The following is a 23674-nucleotide window of genomic DNA, read 5'->3' as shown; positions in this document are numbered from 1 at the left end:
AAGTAATTTTTTAGTAAATTAGAGCTATGTACGTATATGACACCCTTACTGCCGCAGTTGCAGATCTCGAAAAAAGAGGTTATGAATATGATTTCGTCTTAAGTCCTGATTATATCGAATGTAAGTCCATCGATATGCAGCTGATGCCAGAGGAATTTGAAATCGATGAATTTTATCGTTTTGAAGGCATGAATGATCCCGGAGATAGTGCAGTTATATACGCCATTTCCTCTCCGGTAGGGAACCTAAAGGGCGTAATGATCGATGCCTATGGGGTGTATGCAGAAAATGTTTCTCCCGAATTATTGGATAAACTGAAGATGCACCACGATTAAAAAAGTATAGCAATGCAGAAATCTTATAAAAATCTTTGTACAAAATAATTTTTCCTGGTTATTTAAATTTGTTTGTACTTTCAGTCCGCAAACAAACCTTCACAATGACTACCGAAAACAACAACAAAAACGTATTCCTCCTGGTATTGGTCGCCGCACTTGGCTATTTTGTAGACATCTATGACCTTCTTTTATTCCTGATTATAAAAAATAAAAGCCTGGCAGCGCTGGGTGTTCCTGCTGATCAGATCACTGAAACAGGCTTGCGCCTGATGAACTGGCAAATGGCGGGTTTACTGATCGGTGGCTTTTTCTGGGGAATCCTGGGAGATAAAAAAGGCCGTTTGTCGGTACTCTTTGGCTCGATCCTGATGTATTCCCTGGCCAATATTGCCAATGGCTTTGTGACCAGTATTCCGATGTATGCCGCATTAAGATTTATCGCAGGAGTAGGGCTCGCTGGTGAGCTTGGGGCGGGAATCACCCTGGTTTCAGAAAGTATGAGTAAAGAGAAACGCGGTTATGGAACAATGCTGGTTGCGGGAATAGGGTTGAGTGGTGCGGTAGCGGCTTATATTGTAGGCGACTTGTTTGAGTGGCGCAATGCCTTTTTCATTGGTGGCGGATTGGGCGTAGTCCTTCTTTTGCTGAGAATCGGGGTTTTTGAATCCGGAATGTTTAAGAAGATGGCAGAAAAGGAAGTATCCAAAGGAAATTTCATGATGCTCCTGACACGGAAAAGAGGATTCAAATACCTGAATTGCATTTTGATCGCAGTACCGGTATGGTTTGTTGTAGGGATTCTGATTGGTATTGCCCCTGAATTTGGGAAGGCTTTACACGCTAAAGAATACCTGGACAACGGGAAAGGAGTGATGTTTGCTTATATAGGGATTTCTATTGGCGACTTCCTGACCGGGGCTTTGAGTCAGGTTTTCAAAACCCGGAAGAAGATTGTGTTTGTCTTTTTAACCCTTACTTTTGGCAGCATGCTGCTCTACCTGATGAGCAGTGGATGGACAGCCACCAACTTCTATATTTTCTGTTTGTCTACTGGTATTTTCACCGGATACTGGGTGGTATTTGTAACGATGGCAGCCGAACAATTCGGCACAAATCTGAGGGCTACCGTAACGACTACCGCACCTAATATGGTTAGGGGTTCACTGATTCTGGTGACGATGTTGTTCCAATGGCTGGCAGGAAGCATGGGGATCGTCAACGCGGCGCTTTGTGTAGCTGTGATTACTGTTGGGATGGCATACATTGCCCTTTATAACCTCGAGGAAACTTATGGACGTGATTTAAATTTCATTGAAGAATAGTGTCAAAAAAATGTACTATCTCAACTTTTGGATGGACTACGCTTTTTTTAAGGTTAACTTTGAGCTTAAGTTTTTAGGAAAATGGAGTTTAAAGATAAAGTAGTTGCAGCTTACCAGAAAATTCAGGATACCATTTGTGAAGGTTTGGAACAGGCCGACGGAAAAGGACGTTTCGAAGAAGAATTATGGAGCCGTGATGGTGGCGGTGGCGGCAGGACCAGGATTTTACAGCATGGTCATGTCATAGAAAAAGGAGGGGTAAACTTCTCTGCAGTGCATGGCAAATTGCCGGATGCGATAAAAAAGGCATTTAAGATCGAAAGTGATGATTTCTTTGCTACAGGAGTATCTATTGTGATGCATCCAGGCAATCCTTTCGTGCCAATTATACATATGAATATCCGCTATTTTGAAATGGATGATCAGACTAGGTGGTTTGGCGGAGGAATAGACCTGACCCCGCATTATGTGATTGATACGGATGCAAGGTTCTTTCATCATTTACTGAAACAAACCTGCGATGAGTTTGACAGCGCTTTTTACCCTAAATTTAAGACTCATGCTGATGATTATTTCTTTATCAAACACCGGGAAGAAACAAGAGGGGTAGGCGGAATCTTTTATGATAAGCTGAAGCCTGAAAATACAGGGATGGATTTTGACCGCTTGCTGGAATTTTCGGAAGCGGTAGGAAATACCTTCCTTCCGGCTTATACGGAGCTGATCGACAGAAACAGGGATACGGATTTCAGTCCGCAGGAACAGGAATGGCAATACCTGAGGAGATCCAGGTATGCAGAATTTAACCTGGTCTATGATGCCGGAACGAAATTTGGGTTGGAAACCAATGGAAGGATTGAGTCTATTCTGATGAGTCTTCCTCCAATGGCGAAATGGGTGTATAATTATCAGCCAATTGCCGACAGTCCTGAAGCTTACACTTTGAGTAAGCTGAAAAAAGGCATTGAATGGGCTTAATTCGCCTTTTTATACCCGAAATATATACGACAAAATTTTTCCACAATGCGCCTTAATGGCGCATTTTTTATTAAATTCGCAAGGTTATAAGAATACCACGTTTAAATCGTTCTTAGGGAACATTACTATTTATGGCAGAAGATTTAGAAAATCAAGAAAACGACAAAATAATTAAAATCAATATTGACGAGCAGATGAAGTCTGCTTACATCGATTATTCGATGTCGGTTATTGTATCAAGGGCTTTACCCGATGTTCGTGATGGATTGAAACCGGTACACCGCCGTGTGTTATACGGTATGCTTGACTTGGGGCTTGCAAATAATAAACCTTATAAAAAATCTGCCCGTATCGTTGGGGAGGTATTAGGTAAGTATCACCCGCATGGTGACTCCTCAGTTTACAATACTATGGTCCGGATGGCTCAGGAATGGAGCTTAAGGTACCTGATGGTAGAAGGCCAGGGTAACTTCGGATCGATTGATGGTGACTCTCCGGCAGCAATGCGTTATACGGAGGCACGTTTCCAGAAAATCGCTGAAGACATGCTTGCAGACATCAACAAAGACACCGTAGATTTCCAGTTGAACTTTGATGATTCCCTGCAGGAACCAACCGTTCTTCCTTCAAAAGTTCCGAATTTACTGATCAATGGTTCTTCTGGTATTGCAGTAGGTATGGCCACCAATATGCCACCTCACAACATCACCGAGACCATCAATGCAACGATCGCTTACATTGAAAATAACGAGATCACGATCCCGGAACTGATGAAACACATCAAAGCACCGGATTTCCCTACAGGAGCCATTATTTATGGTTATACTGGTGTTCAGGAAGCATTCGAAACAGGTAGAGGCCGTATCGTAATGCGCGCTAAAGCTGAGATTGAATCCAATAAAGACCGCGAAACCATTATCGTTACGGAAATCCCTTATCAGGTGAATAAAGCCATGATGATCGAGCGTACAGCGGAACTGGTTGGTGAGAAAAAAATTGAAGGAATTTCCAACATTAAAGATGAGTCCAATAAGGATGGTATCCGTATCGTTTATGAAATTAAACGTGATGCGAATGCTTCTATTGTCTTGAATAACTTATTCAAACAAACAGCTTTACAGACCTCATTTAGTGTGAACAATATTGCGCTTGTAAATGGCAGGCCGCAAATGTTAAACTTAAAAGACCTGATCCGTCACTTCGTTGACCACAGGCATGATGTAGTGGTCCGCAGAACCAAATTCGAATTGGCTGAAGCGAACAAAAGAGCACACATCTTAGAAGGTTTACTGATCGCTTTAGATCATTTGGATGAAGTGATTAAATTAATCCGTAGTTCTGATACTCCTGAGGATGCAAGAACCGGGTTAATGGAGAAATTTGGTTTGAGTGATATTCAGGCCCGGGCAATCCTTGACATGACCTTGCGCAGGTTAACAGGACTGGAACGTGATAAGATCAAAGATGAATACAACGAGTTAATGAAACTAATCGAGTATTTACAGTCGATCCTGGATTCAGAAGACCTGAGAATGCAAATCATCAAAGATGAGCTGACTGAAATGATGGAGAAATACGGCGATGAGCGTAGAACTCAGATCGTTCACTCTGCAGAAGATATGAGCATGGAAGACTTTATCGAAGATGAAGACGTAGTGATCACGATCTCTCATGAAGGATATATCAAACGTACTCCGGCTACAGAATACCGTACTCAGGGTAGAGGTGGTAAAGGTTCTAAAGGAAGTGATTCCAGAAATGAAGATTTTATCGAGCATTTACTGGTGGCTTCTAACCACAACTACATGTTGTTCTTTACAGAATCAGGACGTTGTTTCTGGTTAAGGGTTTATGAAATTCCTGAAGGATCAAGATTGAGCAAAGGAAGAGCAATTCAGAACATCATCAACATTCCTAAGGAAGAGAAAATCAAAGCATACATTAAGGTAAAGAACTTGAAAGACCAGGAATACCTGGAAAACAATTACATTATCATGTGTACTAAAAAAGGAACAATTAAAAAGACCTCTTTAGAAGCTTATTCAAGACCACGTGTGAATGGTATCAACGCGATCAACATCAATGAAGGTGATCAGTTACTGGAAGCAAGTTTAACTACAGGATCAAGTGAAATCGTAATGGCTTTACGTTCCGGAAGGGCTATTCGTTTCAACGAAGAGAAAGTTAGGCCTATGGGCAGAACAGCTACCGGCGTAAGAGGAGTTACCCTTGCACACGATCAGGATGAAGTGGTTGGCATGATTGCTGTTGATGATCCTAACGTAACCATTTTGGTGGTTTCAGAAAAAGGTTACGGTAAACGTACTGATATCGAAGATTACCGCGTTACTAACAGAGGTGGTAAAGGTGTTAAAACCATTAGTGTTACCGAAAAAACCGGTGCTTTGGTGGCGATTAAGAACGTAACAGATGCGGATGATTTAATGATCATCAACAAATCAGGTATCGTGATCCGGATCGTAGTTAGCCAGTTAAGGGTAATGGGAAGAGCAACACAGGGTGTACGTCTGATCAACCTGAAAGGAAACGATGAGATTGCTTCAGTTGCTAAAATCGAGCATGAAGACGAAGAGGTTGAAGGAGAAGATGCAGTACTGGTAGACGGAGAAAGCGTTGTGGTTACTGATGCAGTTGCAACAGACGAAACTGCGACAGAAGGTGAAGAAGCAGAAGAAATCGAAGAGGAGGAAGAAGAAGGTGAAGAAGAAGGCGATGACACTGAAGAAGAAGAAAATTAAATTTTTGACCATAAATTAACAAGATGAAAAAAGTACTTTTTAGTATGTTGTTAGTAGGTGTAGCCACCTATGCAAATGCGCAAAAAAGTGAAGTAAGTGATGCCAAGAAGGCATGGGCTCTTTTAGCGATTGCTAAACCGGGAACTTTAGCCGATAACATTAAAACACTTAATGAAGGTTTAGCCCACACAGACAAAGCTATTGCTCATGAGAAATCCAAAGGAATGCCTGAAGCATGGTCTTACAGAGCTTTGTTTGCTTCCAGAATTGCATTGGTAGACTCTGTAGACATGAACAATGCCAAAGCAAATCAGAAAATTGCGGAAGAAGCAATTGTTCAGGCTAAAGCGGTAGATACTAAAGGTGATGAAAAAGATAACATTCAGCAAGCCGAAGTAAACGTTAGCAATGCATTGAGAAACAGAGCGATCTATTCTTTCAACAAGAAAGATTTCGCTTCTGCACTGGATGCTTTTAACGAAATTACCACTAAAAGCCCTCAGGATACCTCTATGTATGTAAATGCAGGAGTAACGGCAAAAGAATTGCAAAACTATCCGGAAGTAATTAGAAACTTCAAGAAAGCTATTGATTTAGGATACAAAGATAGTAAAGTGCTTTATTCAGAAATTGTTAGTGTTACTTTTGATAAATTAAAAGATACAGTAGCAGGTTTAACCATTCTGAAAGAAGCAGGAAGCAAATTCCCTGATGATTCTTATTTTATCGGTCTGGAAACTGACCTTTATATCAAATCAGGTGACATTGCCAAGTCTCAGGAAATGTTGAAAAAACTGATTGAGAAAGATCCTAAAAATGCAATCTATCAGTATTTGATGGGGGATACTTATTATAAACAGGCTTTGGCTTTGCAAACGCAAAGAAATGCAGTAGACCCAAAGAAAGTTAAAGAATTTAATGCATTGGGTGTAAAAATGACTGGCTTTATTGATCAGTCTATTCCATTCTACAAAGCTGCTTTGGAGTTGGACCCTAAAAATGAAAATGCCTTGGAAAACTTAAAGATCATTTATGCATTTAAAGATGATAAAGTGAACTATGAGGCCACCAAGAAAAAATTAGATGAATTAAAAGCAGCCGCTAAGCCTTAATCAGGTTTTAATGCTGATTAAAAAGGAGGGGTAATTTTTATCCCTCCTTTTTTTTTATAAGTTTGTAGGTAGAACACGTTTTTATATGAGGAAGATATATTTATTTAATGCCGCATTCCTGTTTTTATGGACTGCTAACCCTGCTTTTTCCCAAAAGAGCCAATTACAGATCGCCAGAAATAGTGTAGGAAAACTGCAAATTGCGATCGGCAATAAGGAGGATGAAAAAAAGCAGTTAAGTATATTGGGAGAGGGGATAAAGGCTGCAGAATCAGCTCAAAATGATAAAAAAACGAAGAAATGGCCGGAAACATGGGCGATAAAAGCATACTTGAGTTCTTACGTTTCCATTATTGATTCTGATGTGTCTAACTCAGACCGGTATTATAACCTCGCCATAGAAGCCATCGATTCTGCTAAAAGACTGGATAAATTCCAGGCTAATAGCCGTCTGATCTCTGCTTCAGTCTATAATGTGAATATTAAAAAACAGGAAAAAGGAAACACAGCCTATGCCAATAATGATTTCCTGGCAGCTTACGAACTGCTAAGGGAAGTCAGTGATTTCTTTCCTACAGACACCACACTGGCCATCAATACCGGATTGGCGGCTCAGAATATCCAATCCTTTGATAAGGCACTTGCTTATTTTAAAAGAGCAAAAGACAATGGCATAAAAAATCCGGTCTTATTTCAGAAACTCAGTGGCATCTATTCCTCAAAGTTCGAAAATGAACTGGCTATAAAGAGCCTGGAAGACGGAATGAAGGCGAATCCATATAATGTCTACCTGACCAATGATTATATCAATCTGTTATTGGATAGCGAAAAATATACTGAGGCGATCAGGGTGATAGAATCCACTTTAAAAGTAGAAAGTAACAATAAGCTATTGTACTTCCTATATGGATATCTGCAGCAGAACAATGCAAATAACAACACGGCAGTATTGGCTTACAATAGAGCTTTAAGTATAGATGAGAACTATTTTGATGCACTTTATCAATTGGGATTGGCTTATGTCAACTCTGCTAATGAAGTCCTCAAATCACGAAAAACGGAAGGTTCACCAAGCTTTACTTCTTATATCAATCGTGCCGAAGTAGCCTTATTGCAAGCGCATGAGATCAACCAGAATGACAAATCTACGGTACAGCTGTTAATCGACATTTATACCCGTAAAAACAGGCTGGATAAAGTTCAGGACCTGAAAAGCAAACTCGAAGAGTTCTAGTTATTGGATATAAATATTTTTTGTTACAACTTAAAATATTTATATCTTGATTGCATTCAATTGAAACGTTTTAGCAATACAACAACTTAGCTACTTTCATTATGCAATTCCATCGCTTTACCGTAGTTTTTTATCTCATTTTCCTGTTCTCTCTGGTACTGGCTGAAGCCTCCGGACAATCCCCAAAACAACGCTATGAACTGAATAGTGGCTGGGTATGCAAAAATATCAAAGAGCTGGAGTCAAGTGGAGAAGATTTATCCCGACGAGGGTTCCCAACCAAAGAATGGATGCCCGCAACGGTTCCGGGAACAATATTAACCACATTACTTGATAACCATAAAATTCCTGATCCTTTTTACGGAATGAACAATACCCGGATTCCGGATGTTTATGACACCGGAAATGACCATTATACCTATTGGTTTGTTAAGGATTTTAAAGAAAAGGCAGTATCAAATGAACAGGTCTGGCTGGAATTCAGAGGTATAAATTACAAAGCTGAATTATTTCTCAATGGCAAAAAGATAAACAAACAAAGGTTAGAGGGGATGCATTTACGTCACCAGTATAACATTACCCATCTGCTGTCGGCAGATGGAGATAACCGTTTGGCTGTAGTTGTTTATCCTCCGGACTTTCCTGGAGCACCTAACGGCGGACAGGGAGGAGATGGGACCATCGCCCGTGGCCTGACCACACAATACACTGCAGGATGGGATTGGATTCAACCCATCAGAGACCGAAATACGGGAATCTGGGATAAAGTGACCATTGAAAAAACCAGAATTGTAAACCTTAAGAATCCACATATCGTTACCCTTGTTCCGGGAAAACGTCTTCCGGAAGGAGCACAACAACCAGCGGTAATTAAGGTTACTGCAGAACTGGAAAATCCGACTTCAAAAGCAGTAAACGGCTTTTTACAATATAGACTTGCCGGTCAGCTGATCCGCAAAGCGGCCACTTTACTGCCCAATCAGACCACAACAGTTTCTTTACCGGATTATACGTTGCAGAACCCTAAGCTCTGGTGGCCAAACGGGTATGGGAAAGCAAATTTATATAACCTAAAATTAGAATTTGTTTCAAATACCGCTGGATTACTCGATGAAGAAAGCGTAAATGTGGGAGTGAGACAAATTGATAACATCTGGAATGAGCATACCCGAAGTATGGGGGCTTTCGTTAACGGACAGAAAATATTCATCAAAGGTGGAAACTGGATCATTTCAGATGCAATGCTCCGTTTTAATGAGGAACGTTACGATGCAGAGATCAGGTACCATAAAGACATGAACCTCAACCTGATCAGGATATGGGGTGGTGCAATTACAGAAAGACCTGAGTTTTATAATGCATGCGACAAATATGGATTATTGGTGTTTCAGGACTTCTGGTTTAGTGGTGATTGCAACGGACGATGGGAAGATCCAATGAAGAAAGATGACCAGTGGACAAGAAGAAAGTATCCGGACAATCATGACCTCGTACTTACCGCTGCTGAAGACCAGATAAAAATGATCAGAAATCATCCTTCACTGGCATTTTGGTGCGGAGGAAATGAAATTACACCTCCGGATGATATTTTGCTCCCTTTAAGAGATGAAATTCTGCCCCGTCTGGATGGTACAAGGAAGTTTTTCGACTTCTCAAACAGTGATGAAATGTCTTTTAATGACCTGGGAGGAAATGGCGACGGACCTTATGGTATTCAGGATCCAAAGAGTTTTTGGGGCAGCAGGACTTTTCCTTACAATTCAGAAGTAGGCTCTGTAGGCGTAGGCGATTATGTATCCCTTGAGCGTTTTATTCCCGGAGAAAATCTGGTGGCTCCTGAGTTTAAAAACAAGATAGACTCAGTATGGAATTATCACAAGTACATTGGATATGATGAACATATTGATCCTTATGGGAAGGCTAAAAATGCAAAGGATTTTGCCATGAAAGCACAATTGATCAATTATGATCAGTACAGGGCGTTAATGGAAGGTTATTCTGCTCATATGTGGGACTGGTATACGGGATCCATCATCTGGAAAACACAAAATCCATGGACTGCACTCCGCGGACAGATGTATGATTATTACCTGGATCCCAACGCCTGTTTATACGGACTGAGGAAAGGATCTGAACCTTTACACATCATGATGAATCCTCTGGATAGCATGGTGAGTGTAGTGAATAATGGATTCAGTACGCGCCGTAACCTGATGGTTCAGGCCAGTGTTTATGACATGGAAGGAAAGCAATATTTCAATACACAGGCCTTCAATGAGGTAGGACCTTCTTCGGTAAGAAAGCTGTTCAAAATGAATGGTTTTATCACAAAGCTCGATAAAAAGGAAGGAATATTTGTCTCCTTACGAATCCTGGATGAGCAGAAAGTGCTGCTGACGGAAAACCTCTACTGGCTTCCGGGAAAAGATGGGAAGTACGGCGGTCTTCAGCAGATGAAAAAGGCAAATCTGGAAGCCAAAGCTGTAAACGTTGGTAAAGGTAAGATTTCTGTCAGCCTCACTAATGCCGCAGGAAATCCTGTCGCTTTTTTCAATCGTCTCGCATTGCTGAACAAGGACACAGGAAAGCGGATCCTGCCTGCTTTCTATGACGACAATTATGTGAGCATTTTACCAGGAGAGACTAAAGTAATCACTCTGGAGTATAAAGATGAACTTGCTGTGAGGAAAACAATAGAGATTTATGGCTGGAATGTACCGAAACAAATCATTGAAATAAATTAAAGAATGACAGATTACAAATTAATAGCAGCAGAAGCCTGTTTACAGTTTATAAAACCGGGACAAACCATAGGAGTGGGGGCTGGAAGCAGTATTTCCCATCTGATCGAATTTATCAGTCATAACAAGGAACTGGCGGAAAGCCTTGCTTTTGTCTCTTCTTCCTTTAAAACCAGAGCTTTGTTACAGGAAAAAGGACTTAAACTACAATTTTCATCTCAGATAAATCCACCTATAGCGACTTATTTTGACGGTTGTGATCAGTTTGATGAAGGATTGAACGCCTTAAAAAGCGGTGGTGGGATTCATACAAGTGAAAAAATCCTGGCCTCCATGGCTGAGGAATTTATTCTGGTTGGAGATGACTCTAAAATGGTCTCAAAACTGGGCCACAGTTATCCTGTTGTGCTGGAAATTCTGCCTGAAGCTTTAACAGCTGTATTGAGCCGTATGAAATCAATATATCCGACAGCATCTGTAAAACTCAGAATTGCTGATCAAAAAGATGGTGCTGTGATTTCTGATCATGGAAATCTGCTGGCAGATGTACTTTTTGAAGAATTACCAGAGTTGGCTGTACTTAATATAGACCTCAAAATGATTCCTGGCGTGGTAGAACATTCCTTGTTTTACAGAATGGCCACTAAAGCAGTGGTAGCCGGTGCACAGGGGATCAGAATTGTTCATCCTGAAAAAGAATAACATATTAAATGGTTTTCAATTTAATAATTGCATATTGATATGGTATTTTAAATATAACAGTTATGTCTGATCTTACCGTAGAGGCGAAAGCATTCGTCCGTTTTGGAATAATCTATGCTCTGCTGATGTTATGCTACCCTAAATTTCTCTCTGCACAAAGATTTCTTGTTTTTAATAATCAAAAAGATATTTCCAGTAACCTCAGGGCAGGGGACTCCAGTTACTTTGCGGGTAATTTTAGGGGGAGTGTGCTTTCTTATGACAAAATTACGGCCATTCTATACGAAGAGCCTGTATACCTGAATCAGTTGCAAAATCAACTTGCTGCAGCTGATATTTCAGCAGCCTTTTTGACTTTGAAAGCAATGACAGACAGTGGATTCTACCGTTTCTGGATTCTGGATAAAGATAAGATTTATCAAAAATTGGCTACTTCAACAGCTTTTAGCGCTGCTCATCAAAGGGTGACTGCGAATTTCAGTCGTTACCTGAAGAATAATAAGATCAGGAATCCGAAGCTATGCAGGGAGATTATGGAAATGTATCATGCTGACCAATACTACCAGTGGGTAGGTTCATTTAAAACAAGGTATAAGACGGCTTATCCGGAAATGTCAAAGAAAGCGGTGGATTCGTTAACGAGTAATGCTTTTCAACACCATACGATTAAGCTGAAACAAATTTTCAAAACTCATGGTTATCCCTGGTCAAATGATATTGGAAAAGAAGCAACACATTATATATGGCTGATGATCCAACATGCCGATGATGATCTGCCTTTTCAGGAATCTTATCTTAAAGCCTTAAAAGTTGCTGTGGAGCAGCAGCAGGCTTCAGGTCTGGATTTGGCGTACCTCACAGACCGTGTGAGAAAAAACAAAAAAGAAAAACAAATTTACGGTACACAAATGGAGTACAAAACCATTGATGACCCGGTAAATGGAAAAACAGCGAGAATGCAACCCTGGCCGGTGGAAGATCCTGATGGTTTGGATGAAAGAAGAAAAGCTGTTGGATTGATGCCGATGGATCAGTATCTGGAAATGATCAGAAAGTTAAATAACAACCAATGAACCTGGGAATAAACGATTGCGGGGGAGCCTCACAATAAATGCTACTTAACATAATATTAATTATGAGACATTACTGATATATGGAATATAAGATGTGATTTTCCCTCAATAAAACCAAACTACACCTGAGAATATGCTGTGGGAATCAAAAAGGTGTTGCTGATTTTAGAAATGGTATTTGCGTACTGTGGATCTGCCACTAATTTTTTCCATGCAGGATCAGCGACAAATGCAGACCATCCTTTGTTTCGTTCTTCCATACTGTCGCAGGTAATCAGATAAGTGAGCCGTGGTAATTTGTCGCCCGCAATTACTTCTCCACAGAACACAGGATTCAGGTTCGCTCTTTTAAAAATTGGAAACTCACCATCATGGAACATTTTAATTTTTCTTCTTACGGCATCTTCACTGAAGCCTTCATAGGTTCTCAATTCAAACATTCTGGATTTAGCTGCAGGAATAACGATTGCTGGCCAGCCATCAAAAGCAAGCATTAAAGAAGAAGTAAAACGGCTATACAATGCTTTATCAGCCGGAATGCTGTTATACTGGTCGCTATTTTTAATGTAATCTGCGTCGGCTTTTACTTTTGCATTAACGGAAAGGTAATTGTCGAGCGAAGCATAAGGTATCAATAAATAAAATTTAGCTGGTTCCGATGGACTGGCTTCCTTGAAAACACCAACTGTTTTTACACCATATTTGTTCAATGCAGGAATAAGCGCTGTTTTAAAATAGTTATCCAGCTGCCCCTGATCAGTACCGAAACGCATTTCATATTCCCGCCATTCGTATATTTCCTTTTGGATGGCATGCCTATCCCCTGCTACCGCAGGGTTATTGGTTACTGCTATACCTGCAGCAACAACAAGTGAAGATTGGAGGAATTTTCTGCGTTGCATATTGATGATTGCTTTTAATGGTAAATTGATCTGTATGATAATCTTTTGATAACAAATGACTTAGATATAATAAATATATACATAATATTCGATTTCAGAAACCTTAGATTTAAGAGAATAATTTGAGTTTTTTCTTCATAACCTGCAACGAAACGTTAAAGTATCTGGTAAACACAAATAGAGGAAAAAATGCCGTTTTAAAATCCGCCGTTTTTAGACCTTAAGACTAATCCTCAACCTATAGCCCCTACTCTGTTTAAAACTGTCTTAAATCCAAAATTTCCTGATTGGCAGGGATTCTGCGTTTTTTACCTGAAAAGTTTTTATATTTTATATTTATGGTATTTATTTTCTTATAAATAATCAAAAATGGGAACTATTAACTAATTTGCGTTTAATTAGAAAACGATTATACAGATCATCTCCCTTGTACATGAAAAAACATTATTTCTTATTTTGGATGTTGCCTGCAGTGTTCTTTGCATGTAAAAAAGACCCTAAGCTTCCAGACCCTGTTGAACCTCCTGTGGTAGTCGTACCAAAAGATACGACCAAAACTGATAAGGGAATAAAGACTAAAAAAATTGATTCCATCCGTAAAGCTTTGGCGCTTAGAAGTAGCAGGAGTATTTTTAACATCAGCTCCGACAGTGTTTGGAAAGACAGCACAGGTATTACTTTTCGTGTGGAAATGAAAGATCCTGAAAGCTCGGTTACCTTAAGTCCTTCGGCTGATTATAATCAGGTATTTCCAGGTTCGCTTATCAAGGGGAAATCAGTTGACGATTTTAGCTTTAAGCCATTAACAGTATACGCTGCTCCATTCTTAAGTATTATTCCTACAGATAATACCTTTGATCTCGTTGACAAGATGAGCATATCAAAGAAATCATTTGATGATTACATCAGAAAACAACTTACCCGCGGAGGTTCTAAACAGATCGAATCTGCATTTTTTAGCAGCGGAGATCCATTTGAAAATTATGCTGAAATCTCTATCTACTCCCGTTATAGCTGGGATATATCTAACTTTTTAAATCTCAAACCAGGAGAAAACCGGAAGATCAAAAAGAAAAACGGATTATATTCCACCCTGGATATGTCGCTATTTAGTATTACTGCTTATGCCCTTCCCGATGGGAACTTTTTTGCTCCGGGAACAAACCCGACTGCTGTTCCTGATGACCCACTCGTAGTCAGAGATGTAACCTATGGACGGATGGCAACGATTGCGATTGAATCTGATGCTTCCTTCAAGGAGATACATGCTGCTTTTGCTGCTGCAAGGACAAAAAATATGTCTGCTGAGCACCGCTCTTTACTTCAGAATGCAATTGTCACCCCTTTCGTACGTGGTTTTAACGTGGATCGGATGAACCAGCTTAAGAATTTTAAAGGTGCGGAACTGGTAGAAAAGTATCTTGAACTGATTGAATCCGGAGGTACGGTATCAGTTAATGATTACGGAGCACCTATAAAAGTGTTGCTTAGCAAAGCTGATGTCAGGGAAGACCCATTTTACAGGCATCAATTTAAATACCGACTCGACTATCCGGTCAACTGATCTTAAATGTAGAAAAACATTCGTATTCCCCGGGTAATCATTATCCGGGGAATACTTTTTTTAGACCAGAGGCAAACCAACTTAATATTCTGATAGGTTTTTGTTATTTTGCATAAAACAACCATAATTTGCAGATTTTGTAAATCATGGCATAGTTGATGATTGTACCACTATTTTTACGCTATGTTTAACCGTCCAATCAGGAGTATCCAGGATTTCTTATTAAGTACCTATTTTGCCGATGGACTCCGGATTACTTTTGGAGTGCTTTGCCCCTCCCTCATTCTTGCTCAGTTCGGCATGCTTCAATACGGAATGACCTTATCCTTAGGGGCTTTGTGTGCGAGTATCGTGGATACCCCCGGGCCAATTGTACACAGGAGGAATGCAATGTTGGTGACTACTGCTGCAATTACCCTGATCTCGATCGTGGTGGGACTTACCAATAGTAATGTGTATTTCATTGGCATACTGCTGTTTATCTGTAGTTTCGTATTCTCCATGTTTTTCCTGTATGGACTTAGGGCAGCAGCTATAGGAACTGCTGCATTGCTGGTTATGGTTCTGAGTGTCGATGATATCAGGCCATGGAAAGAAGTTTTGGTGTTTGCATTGCTCATCTTTACAGGCAGCATTTGGTACACTTTGCTGAGCTATTTTGTCTACAGGATCCGCCCTTACCGCTTGGTGCAACAGACACTCAGCGATTCAATACATGAAATCAGTGAATTTTTAAGGGCTAAAGCTAAGTTTTATCACCTGAATACAGATTACGATGAGAACTATGCAGACCTGTTGCAATTACAGGTGTTGGTTCATGAGAAACAGGATGCTGTAAGGGAGGTATTATTTAAAACAAGAGAGATCGTAAGGGAATCTACTCCCGAAGGCCGTTTCCTCTTATTGGTATTTGTAGATATGGTGGACCTTTTCGAACAGGTCATGTCTACCTATTACAATTATCAGCAATTGCACGATCAATTTGATGATTCCGGGATTTTAGTTCACTATGAGGCCGTGATCAGAAAGATTGCCGCTGAGCTGGACGAAATTGCTTTCGCCCTTAAAACTGGTGGCACGCCTAACCAGCCTACCGCATTAATTGAAGATGTGGCCAAACTGAGAAAGGAAATCATAGATCTTGAAAACAAAAATGTAGACGGTAGATACAATACTTTAGGTATCATTGCCCTTAAAAATATTGAAGTAAATATTGAGAATATTCTTGCCAGGGTGAGAACAATCAATGGTTATTTCAATAAGAAAGAAAAGAAAAACCTGAAGGCGAGAGAAATTGATGTAGAGCGGTTTGTGACCAGGCAGCCCATCGATTTCAAGATCATATTAGAAAACCTAACCTTTACTTCCTCTATCTTCCGGCATTCGCTCAGGGTAGCCATTGTAATGCTGATCGGATTTGTTGTGGCCAGGTTGCTCAATTTCTCCCATAGTTACTGGATTTTGCTCACCATTCTGGTGATTTCCAAACCCGGCTTTAGCTTAACTAAAAAGAGGAACTACGAACGTCTGATCGGAACAGTGGCCGGAGCATTTATCGGAATGGGAATCCTGGTTTATATCCAGGATAAGCACACACTATTTATTATTCTGCTCTTTTGTATGATTGGCTGCTATAGTTTTCAACGAAAAAATTATGTGGTCAGCGTTTTGTTCATGACCCCTTATATTCTGGTGCTCTTTGATTTCCTGGGTATGGGAGGTTTATCTGTAGCCAGAGAAAGAATCTATGATACCCTAATCGGCTCAGGAATTGCTTTACTGGCGAGTTATTCTTTATTTCCCAACTGGGAACATCAGAAGCTGAAGGAAGCAATGTTGGACACCCTGAGGGCAAACATGAATTACTTTGAACAGGTAACCTTCTTATATTCCGACCAGGTTCATAACCTGACCAATTATAAGGTGGCCAGAAAAGAAGTATATGTGACAACCGCCAATCTGGCCTCTCTTTTCCAGCGGATGTTTTCTGAACCTAAAAGCAAGCAGCTGCTGATGACGGAGCTCCATCAGTTTACAGCGCTAAATCACCTCTTGTCTTCTTATGTGGCCACGCTTTCTTTGTACAATAAGGAACACGCATTTCTCATTGCCAACTTCGAAGACCTGAAACCTGTAGTCAACAATACCACCTATCTGATGAACCTTTCTGTAGAAGTGTTGAACAAGCACACCAGTACCATCAGCAATGTGCCTTTAATCAGGCAGAACATCAACGATGAGCAGAAAGAACAGGACCCTGAAGCCATCATTCATGAGCAATTTGACCTGATTCAAAAGGTGGCTTACGACATCTTTAAACTGTGCGAAAAAATTAAAATCTAAAACTTTAACTCCATCAGGATTGTTGTTCTTCTATTAATAGCAATTTAAAATTATGGAAAAAATATATACAGCATCCGTTACCGCAAAAGGTGGACGTGATGGTCATATCAAATCAAGCGACGGAATCATAGAATTCGATTTAAGAAAGCCGAGAGAAATGGGTGGACAAGGTGGAGCAACCAATCCTGAACAATTATTTGCAGCAGCCTGGGGCCCTTGTTATCTGGGAGCGTTAGGAGCTGTAGCTGCACATGATGGTGTAGATGTTTCAGAAGCGACTGTAGAAGTTCATGTATCCTTTAACAAAGATGACAATGCTTTTGCCCTATCAGCTGATCTCGATGTCCATATCCCTGGAATCACCCAGGAAGAAGCACAAAAACTGGCAGACAAAGCACACCGGGCATGTCCGTACTCTAAAGCAACAAGAGGGAATATTGAAACCCGTGTAACGGCAATATAATGATAAAAAAGAGCCCGGATGGTTAACCATCTGGGCTCTTTTTTTTGCACAGTATTTTTATGCTGTAGTTTCTACAGGCTTGCTGATCGTATTGGCGGGTCTTCCGTTTTTAAAGGCCTCCCTGGTTTTTAGTCCCAGTATTTCGAACATCTTCATGTCATCACTAAAGTCCGGATTTGGTGTGGTCAATAGTTTATCTCCTGCAAATATCGAATTTGCTCCAGCCATGAAACAGAATGCCTGTTCTACAGTACTCATTTCATTTCTTCCTGCAGATAAACGGACAACCGATTTCGGCATGATGATCCTTGCGGTAGCAATCATCCTTACCATATCCCAGATCGGGATTCTTGGCTGATTTTCCAGCGGAGTTCCTTTTACAGGAACCAGGGCATTGATGGGTACGGATTCCGGATGTTTAGGCAGATTTGCCAGGGTCCGTAACATGGACACACGGTCCTCATCTGTTTCACCAAGTCCAACAATTCCACCACTGCAAACCGTCAATTTCGCTTTGCGTACATTGTGTAAGGTGTTCAGTCTGTCGTCATAGGTTCTGGTAGAGATGATCCTTTTGTAATCATCTTCAGAAGTATCCAGGTTGTGGTTATAGGCGTATAATCCTGCATCAGCCAAACGCTGAGCCTGTCCTTCGGTGAGCATACCCAGGGTACAGCAAACCTCCATATCCAGTTCATTCACCGCTTTCACCATGTCAATTACACGATCAAAGTCCCTGTTGTCGCGCACTTCGCGCCATGCAGCGCCCATGCATAAACGTGATGCACCGCCAGCTTTCGCTTTTTGTGCAGCTTCGACTACCTGATCTACTTTCATTAGTGCCTGCACTTCCAGATCGGTATGGTATCTTGCTGCCTGAGGACAATATGCGCAGTCTTCAGAGCATCCGCCTGTTTTTATAGATATCAATGAGCTGATCTGAACTTCAGAATAATCCTGATTTTCACGATGTATGGTGGCAGCTTCGTAAACCAGGTCCAGAAAAGGTTTGTGATATATTTCCGATATCTCCTCTTTGGTCCAGTTGTGTTTTGTTGGTTGCATATATATTGTAAAAAATTAAAGTAATAGCTTGCTTGCTAATCCCAGCAGCAGCAAAAATCCGAAAACATCTGTAAATGTTGTAATAATTATTGAAGAAGCAATGGCCGGATCAATTCCTACCCTTTTTAATATCAAGGGAATGCCTGCTCCGGTTACTCCTGCTATGAGCAGATTACCCGTCATAGCCAGGAAGATAACAACTCCAAGCAATGGATTGCTGTCAAAAAATATGGCAAAAAGAAATACAATTAATCCGGTAACTGCTCCATTGATCAGCCCTACGGTGAATTCTTTCAGCACTGTGCGGTAAGCCTGGTTGTCGGTCAGGTCATATAGGGAAATCCTTCTTACCGTAACGGCCAATGCTTGTGTGGCTGCATTTCCACCCATCCCTGCGATGATGGTCATATAAGCAGAAAGGACAGCAATCTTTTCAATGGTAGAACCGAAATGGCGGACCACCGCAGAGGCCAGAAATGCCGTACCCAGGTTAAGGATCAGCCATGGCAAACGGGATTTTACCGCTTCCACCCAGTTACCACTCAATTCCTCATCTTCCGAGACCCCGGATATCTTTAAGATATCCTCTGTGTTTTCATCTTCCAAAACGTCAATCACATCATCAAAGGTTACCCTTCCGAGTAATTTCATGTCGTTGTCTACTACAGGAATACTGGTGATATTGTATTGGGAAATCAATCTGGCTACTTCCTCCTGATCGGTATCCGGGCTTACCCAGGCTACTTCTGCTTTCACCAGCTCGGTGATGTGTACATTGCCTTTTGCCTTGATGATGTCTTTTAAGGAAACAATTCCCTGAAACACATTGTCGTCATCAATGACGAATATGGTATAAAATTCTTCGATCTCTTCACTCTGTCGAATGATCTCATCGATGGCATCTTTTTTAGTGAGGTTCAGGTTTACCCGGATGAACTCCGTATTCATCAAACCACCCGCAGTTTTTTCGTGGTAGCTTAACAGGTTCCGGATACTGGAAGCATCGTCTTCACTTAAATCTTCTAAGATTTCCTTTTGCTCGTGTTCTTCCAGCTGGGAAATGATGTCTGTTGCATCATCATAATCCAGTTCTTCAACGATCTCTGTACGTTTGTCGGGATGAAGCTGGAGTAGCAGTTCCTCAGGATGGGATTCTTCATGCATCTCCGAGATGACCTCAGAAGCGATTTCAACAGATAATAAGTTGATGATCCTTTGCCGGTCTTCCTTAGTGATGCTTTCAAAGAGAATGGCTATTTCTGAGGCATGGTATTCCTCAAGAATAACTTTAAGTTGTTCATCATCACCATTTAAGGCGTTCTTGAGTTTAGATACGTCTGTTTTGTCCAGGTCGAAAGATTGCATGCGTAGCCAAAGTTACAATAATCACACTTATTTAAACCATCCCTTACGCCAGAAATATATGACTTGTACGACAGCAATTGCGGCCATTACGATCATCGTATACAGATAGCCATGCTCCTGATAGAGTTCTGGCATGTTCTGTGGCAGTAATTTACCGGTTACAGGATCAGTACTTGCAAAGTTCATTCCATAAATCCCCGCAATAAAAGTAAGCGGAATAAAGATGGAAGAAATAATGGTCAGTACTTTCATGATCTCATTCATCCTGTTGCTGATGATGGAAAGATACATGTCTATATTACTCGCAGAAATCTCCTTTAGAGATTCCACAATGTCAATGATCTGGATACAGTGATCATAAGCGTCCCGGATATACATTTTGGTATGGTCCGGGATCAAATGGGTATCGCTCCTGAGGATGTCATTCAGCTTGTCACGCTCCGGCCAGGCCACCCTTCTGATGTTGATCAGGTTTCTTTTGATCAGCTGGGTATCAAACATCACCGTCTTATCGGGTTTGTCAAATAGGCGGTCTTCGATGTTATCCAGCTCATCGCCCCAAGCTCCGAGAATTTCAAAATAAGTATCGATGATGATGTCCATCAGTACATACATCAAATAGCTGCTGCCTCCGGTTCTGATGTTGCCCTTCCCTATTCTTAAACGGGAACGCACCGGTTCCATACAATCCTCATAACGTTCCTGAAAAGTAATCAGCGCATTATCGGTTAGCAGGAAAGAATATTGCTGGTTGTCCAGGTTTTGATTTTCATCCAGCTGGAGCATGCGGCTAACGGCAAAGACGTAATCATCATACTCCTCTTGTTTTGGCCTTTGATAAGTCCTGGTGATGTCTTCCAGATTCAATTTACTGACTCCAAAGTCTTTGGTTAAGGTCTCAAATAAAGTCAGTGACTTAAATCCTTTAATCTCCACCCAAAAGGTATGTGTTTTGTCGGAGAGGATATGTTTGAGGTTACTAATGTCATTTAGCTCCTGAACTTTATAGCTTTCAGCGTTGTACTGATAAAGATTGATGACAGGTTTCAGGGCCTTTTCATCAATATAGATCATCCCCGGACTGGATCCGGCATGTGGCAACGCGTAATGCTGACGCTTTTTCTTATGCTTTGGAGCTTTAGCCATACCTTATATATATGTTTTGGATTGCGGGCCCTGATTAAACAACAGGTCCACAATACTTAAGTTTGGTTTAAAACCCTCCCTGTCATCAAAGACCTGGAAGTAAGGTTTGAACTCCCCTTCTGGTTTTTTGAATAATGTTCTGCCACGGAAATCCAGTTCTTCAGGGATTTCATGGTATTCAGTGGTCACTTCAAAGCTGGTTGTTGTTTTTAACTGCTTAAACAACCATTGTACAACCTCCAGGTTGTAGTCGAAAAGGAATTCATATTTCTGGTGGTAAAATCTGGCAAATTCATCTTCATAGTATTCAAAATAGGCCGAATTGCGGTAGCAGCTTTCCAGGCTTTTCCAGTGGAGCCTTTGCCAGTTAAAATCATTGCTGATTCTTACATCTTTAATCTTGGTATGTATTTTTGATCCCCTGATGACCGGAACAATCAGGTCCAGGCTGCCATTAGGGGAATAAATTGTCGCCCTGTTCCTGAAAGTCTGTTTCGGAAAATGTTCCTCTTTTTCCAACAGAAATTCGTTACCAAAACGTTTTAATTCTTTGAAATAGCTGATTGGTGGAAGATAAAAAAGGGGAAATATAGCTAAACTTTGCATCTGATAATTTATGTTTGCATTCTTAATCCGCCAAAATAATGATAAAAAAAAGCTTTTCTCATATAGGAGTAGTTTTTTTAAGCTTTTTATCTCTTCTTCCCACTCAGCTGTTGTATTTCATATCAGCTACGTGCTTCTATATGCTCTATTATCTGATTGGCTACAGAAAACAGGTTGTACGGGAAAACCTCCTGAATTCCTTTCCTGAAAAATCAATTGAAGAAATCATGGTGATTGAAAGGGAGTTTTACAGATATCTTTCAGACCTCACTTTCGAGATCATCAAGATGTCTTCTATTTCAGAAAAGGAAATCAAAAAACGGGTTAAGTTTACCAATCTGGACCTGATAGAGCAGCATTTCCAAAAAGGAGAAAGTGTATTGGCCTGTACCGGACACTATGGCAATTGGGAATGGGGAATGATGGCCTTGGGTTTAAACCTTTCGGAAAAGGCCTATGTCATTTATAAGCCCCTCAATAATTCTGTTTTCGACGAATGGTTTCTGAAGATAAGAAGCCGGTACGGGAATGTTGGTGTACCTATGAGGCAGACATTAAGGATGTTAACATCTGCCAAGAACAAGCCCAGTATGTTTTGTTTTGCCAGTGACCAGAGCCCGGTCCGTGGAGAATCCCACTACTGGATAGACTTTTTAAATCAGGATACTGCAGCATTATTGGGACTGGAAAAGATTGCTATGCAAACCAACAGGCCGATCTTTTATTTTAAGCTTAAGTTTATAAAAAGAGGATATTATGAAGTAGATTGTGTGCCTATTTGCCCGAAACCGGATGAGACGGAAAAGCATGAAATCACGAATACACATTTCGAATTTTTAGAAGATATTATTAAAGAAGAACCGTCATACTGGCTTTGGAGCCACAGGCGATGGAAAAACAAACGAGAATACGCATAATGACAGAGGCAAGTGTAGCAGTAGTGATTTTGAATTGGAATGGGAAGGTTCTGCTGGAAAAATTTTTACCCGGTGTAATTCTATCGGAATACCCGAATTTACAAATTGTAGTAGGTGATAATGCCTCTACAGACGATTCCGTAGCCTTTGTAAAGGCCAGTTACCCAGGTATTCGCGTGATAGAAAATGATAGGAACTATGGTTTTGCGGAAGGCTATCGTAAGCTGTTGGAGCAGGTGGAGGCCGATTATTATGTATTACTGAACTCGGATGTTGAGGTGCCGGTAAACTGGATTCAACCAGTGATTTCAATGATGGAAAAAGATGATCTGATTGCCGCTGCCCAGCCTAAAATTAAATGGCAAAAGGATAAATCCAAGTTTGAATATGCAGGCGCAGCAGGTGGTTACCTGGACCTGCATTGCTTTCCGTTTTGCAGGGGTCGTCTGTTTGATACCGTTGAGGACGACCAGGGCCAATACAACGATACCAAAGAAATCTTCTGGGCAAGTGGTGCCGCCCTGTTTATCAAAAGCAAATGCTGGAAAGAGGTTGGCGGACTCGATCCCGACTTCTTTGCACATATGGAAGAAATAGATCTTTGCTGGCGTCTGAAGAATCTCGGATATAAAATCATGTATTGTCCGGATGCAGAAGTTTACCATGTTGGAGGTGGCACCTTAAATGCAAACAACCCTTATAAAACCTATCTGAATTTTCGAAACAACCTGATTATTATGCAAAAGAACCTTCCTTTGAAGGATGCTTATTTCAGGATTTTCGTTCGTTTCTTTATTGATTTTGTGGCCTTGGTTCACTTCCTGGTTCAGGGAAAGGTGGATTTTGCAATGGCAGTGAGTAAAGCTCATTTTCACTTCTTCAAATATTTCTCAGCAAATGGGAAGAAAAGAACCAGCCGGCAGCTCCCTTACCAGGAACATACCGGACATTATTCTTCGAGTATTGTATATGCTTATTTTATAAAGAAGATCAGGTTCTTTAGCGGATTAGGAATCTAGACAGTGCTTATCCTGTTGATCACCG

At 40.8% G+C, this 23674-nt stretch carries 19 protein-coding genes; 14 read left to right on the top strand and 5 right to left on the bottom strand.

What is annotated here, in order from left to right; genetic code table 11:
• Positions 1–26: 26 nt before the first annotated feature.
• From BUC20_RS03600 to BUC20_RS03560, 9 genes are all read left to right on the top strand, one after another.
• Positions 27–335 (top strand): phosphoribosylpyrophosphate synthetase, encoded by a 309-nt coding sequence (locus BUC20_RS03600; RefSeq protein ID WP_073227512.1) that lies wholly within the window; start codon positions 27–29, stop codon positions 333–335.
• Between the two features lie 104 nt (positions 336–439).
• On the top strand, positions 440–1660 hold the full coding sequence (locus tag BUC20_RS03595; protein ID WP_073227510.1) for an MFS transporter: 1221 nt from the start codon (positions 440–442) through the stop codon (positions 1658–1660).
• Positions 1661–1741: 81 nt separating this feature from the next.
• Entirely contained in the window at positions 1742–2638 is an 897-nt protein-coding gene (gene hemF, locus BUC20_RS03590; protein WP_073227507.1) for an oxygen-dependent coproporphyrinogen oxidase, read from the top strand.
• Positions 2639–2769: 131 nt separating this feature from the next.
• Positions 2770–5397, top strand: a complete 2628-nt coding sequence (gene gyrA / locus BUC20_RS03585; RefSeq protein WP_073227505.1) for a DNA gyrase subunit A — start codon at positions 2770–2772, stop codon at positions 5395–5397.
• A 23-nt stretch (positions 5398–5420) separates the two neighbouring features.
• Positions 5421–6509 carry a tetratricopeptide repeat protein gene (locus tag BUC20_RS03580; RefSeq protein ID WP_073227502.1) on the top strand — a complete coding sequence of 363 codons (1089 nt, stop codon included), beginning with the start codon at positions 5421–5423 and terminating at the stop codon, positions 6507–6509.
• 85 nt (positions 6510–6594) lie between these two features.
• On the top strand, positions 6595–7743 hold the full coding sequence (locus tag BUC20_RS03575) for a tetratricopeptide repeat protein (protein ID WP_073227499.1): 1149 nt from the start codon (positions 6595–6597) through the stop codon (positions 7741–7743).
• Between the two features lie 101 nt (positions 7744–7844).
• Positions 7845–10487, top strand: coding sequence for a glycoside hydrolase family 2 protein (locus tag BUC20_RS03570; protein ID WP_073227496.1), 2643 nt, complete (start codon positions 7845–7847; stop codon positions 10485–10487).
• 3 nt (positions 10488–10490) lie between these two features.
• Positions 10491–11186, top strand: a complete 696-nt coding sequence (gene rpiA, locus BUC20_RS03565; protein ID WP_073227494.1) for a ribose 5-phosphate isomerase A — start codon at positions 10491–10493, stop codon at positions 11184–11186.
• Between the two features lie 62 nt (positions 11187–11248).
• Entirely contained in the window at positions 11249–12259 is a 1011-nt protein-coding gene (locus BUC20_RS03560; RefSeq protein WP_073227491.1) for a DUF6624 domain-containing protein, read from the top strand.
• A gap of 119 nt (positions 12260–12378) precedes the next feature.
• Here BUC20_RS03560 and BUC20_RS03555 read toward each other — a convergent pair whose 3' ends face one another.
• Positions 12379–13161, bottom strand: a complete 783-nt coding sequence (locus BUC20_RS03555; protein ID WP_073227488.1) for an NIPSNAP family protein — start codon at positions 13159–13161, stop codon at positions 12379–12381.
• A gap of 433 nt (positions 13162–13594) precedes the next feature.
• Here BUC20_RS03555 and BUC20_RS03550 point away from each other — a divergent pair, with 433 nt between their 5' ends.
• The 3 genes from BUC20_RS03550 (at position 13595) to BUC20_RS03540 (ending at position 17531) form a co-directional block, all read left to right on the top strand.
• A complete protein-coding gene (locus BUC20_RS03550) occupies positions 13595–14725 on the top strand; it encodes a hypothetical protein (RefSeq protein ID WP_073227486.1) in 1131 nt (376 codons plus the stop codon).
• Between the two features lie 183 nt (positions 14726–14908).
• The gene (locus BUC20_RS03545) at positions 14909–17068 is read left to right on the top strand and encodes an FUSC family protein (protein WP_073227483.1); all 2160 of its coding nucleotides are present in this window, start codon (positions 14909–14911) and stop codon (positions 17066–17068) included.
• 52 nt (positions 17069–17120) lie between these two features.
• On the top strand, positions 17121–17531 hold the full coding sequence (locus tag BUC20_RS03540) for an organic hydroperoxide resistance protein (RefSeq protein ID WP_073227482.1): 411 nt from the start codon (positions 17121–17123) through the stop codon (positions 17529–17531).
• A gap of 57 nt (positions 17532–17588) precedes the next feature.
• Here the strand turns inward: BUC20_RS03540 and bioB are convergent, their stop codons facing one another.
• The 4 genes from bioB to BUC20_RS03520 are packed head-to-tail and all read right to left on the bottom strand — an operon-like array spanning position 17589 to position 21713.
• Positions 17589–18596, bottom strand: coding sequence for a biotin synthase BioB (gene bioB / locus BUC20_RS03535; protein WP_073227479.1), 1008 nt, complete (start codon positions 18594–18596; stop codon positions 17589–17591).
• A gap of 15 nt (positions 18597–18611) precedes the next feature.
• Positions 18612–19961, bottom strand: coding sequence for a magnesium transporter (mgtE, locus tag BUC20_RS03530; RefSeq protein WP_073227476.1), 1350 nt, complete (start codon positions 19959–19961; stop codon positions 18612–18614).
• Positions 19962–19988: 27 nt separating this feature from the next.
• Complete coding sequence (gene corA, locus BUC20_RS03525; protein ID WP_073227474.1) at positions 19989–21107, bottom strand: magnesium/cobalt transporter CorA; 1119 nt, start codon at positions 21105–21107, stop codon at positions 19989–19991.
• A gap of 3 nt (positions 21108–21110) precedes the next feature.
• Positions 21111–21713 (bottom strand): WbqC family protein, encoded by a 603-nt coding sequence (locus tag BUC20_RS03520; protein ID WP_073227471.1) that lies wholly within the window; start codon positions 21711–21713, stop codon positions 21111–21113.
• A gap of 38 nt (positions 21714–21751) precedes the next feature.
• Here BUC20_RS03520 and BUC20_RS03515 point away from each other — a divergent pair, with 38 nt between their 5' ends.
• Both BUC20_RS03515 and BUC20_RS03510 read left to right on the top strand, forming a co-directional pair.
• Complete coding sequence (locus BUC20_RS03515) at positions 21752–22630, top strand: lysophospholipid acyltransferase family protein (RefSeq protein ID WP_073227469.1); 879 nt, start codon at positions 21752–21754, stop codon at positions 22628–22630.
• Positions 22630–23649, top strand: coding sequence for a glycosyltransferase family 2 protein (locus BUC20_RS03510; RefSeq protein WP_073229433.1), 1020 nt, complete (start codon positions 22630–22632; stop codon positions 23647–23649). The genes BUC20_RS03515 and BUC20_RS03510 overlap by 1 nt, the downstream gene beginning before the upstream one ends.
• Positions 23650–23674: the final 25 nt, after the last annotated feature.

Source organism: Pedobacter caeni (assembly GCF_900129215.1).
GTDB lineage: Bacteria > Bacteroidota > Bacteroidia > Sphingobacteriales > Sphingobacteriaceae > Pedobacter > Pedobacter caeni.
The sequence above is the reverse complement of the archived record's forward strand: the minus strand, read 5'-3'. Positions and strand labels throughout refer to the sequence as shown.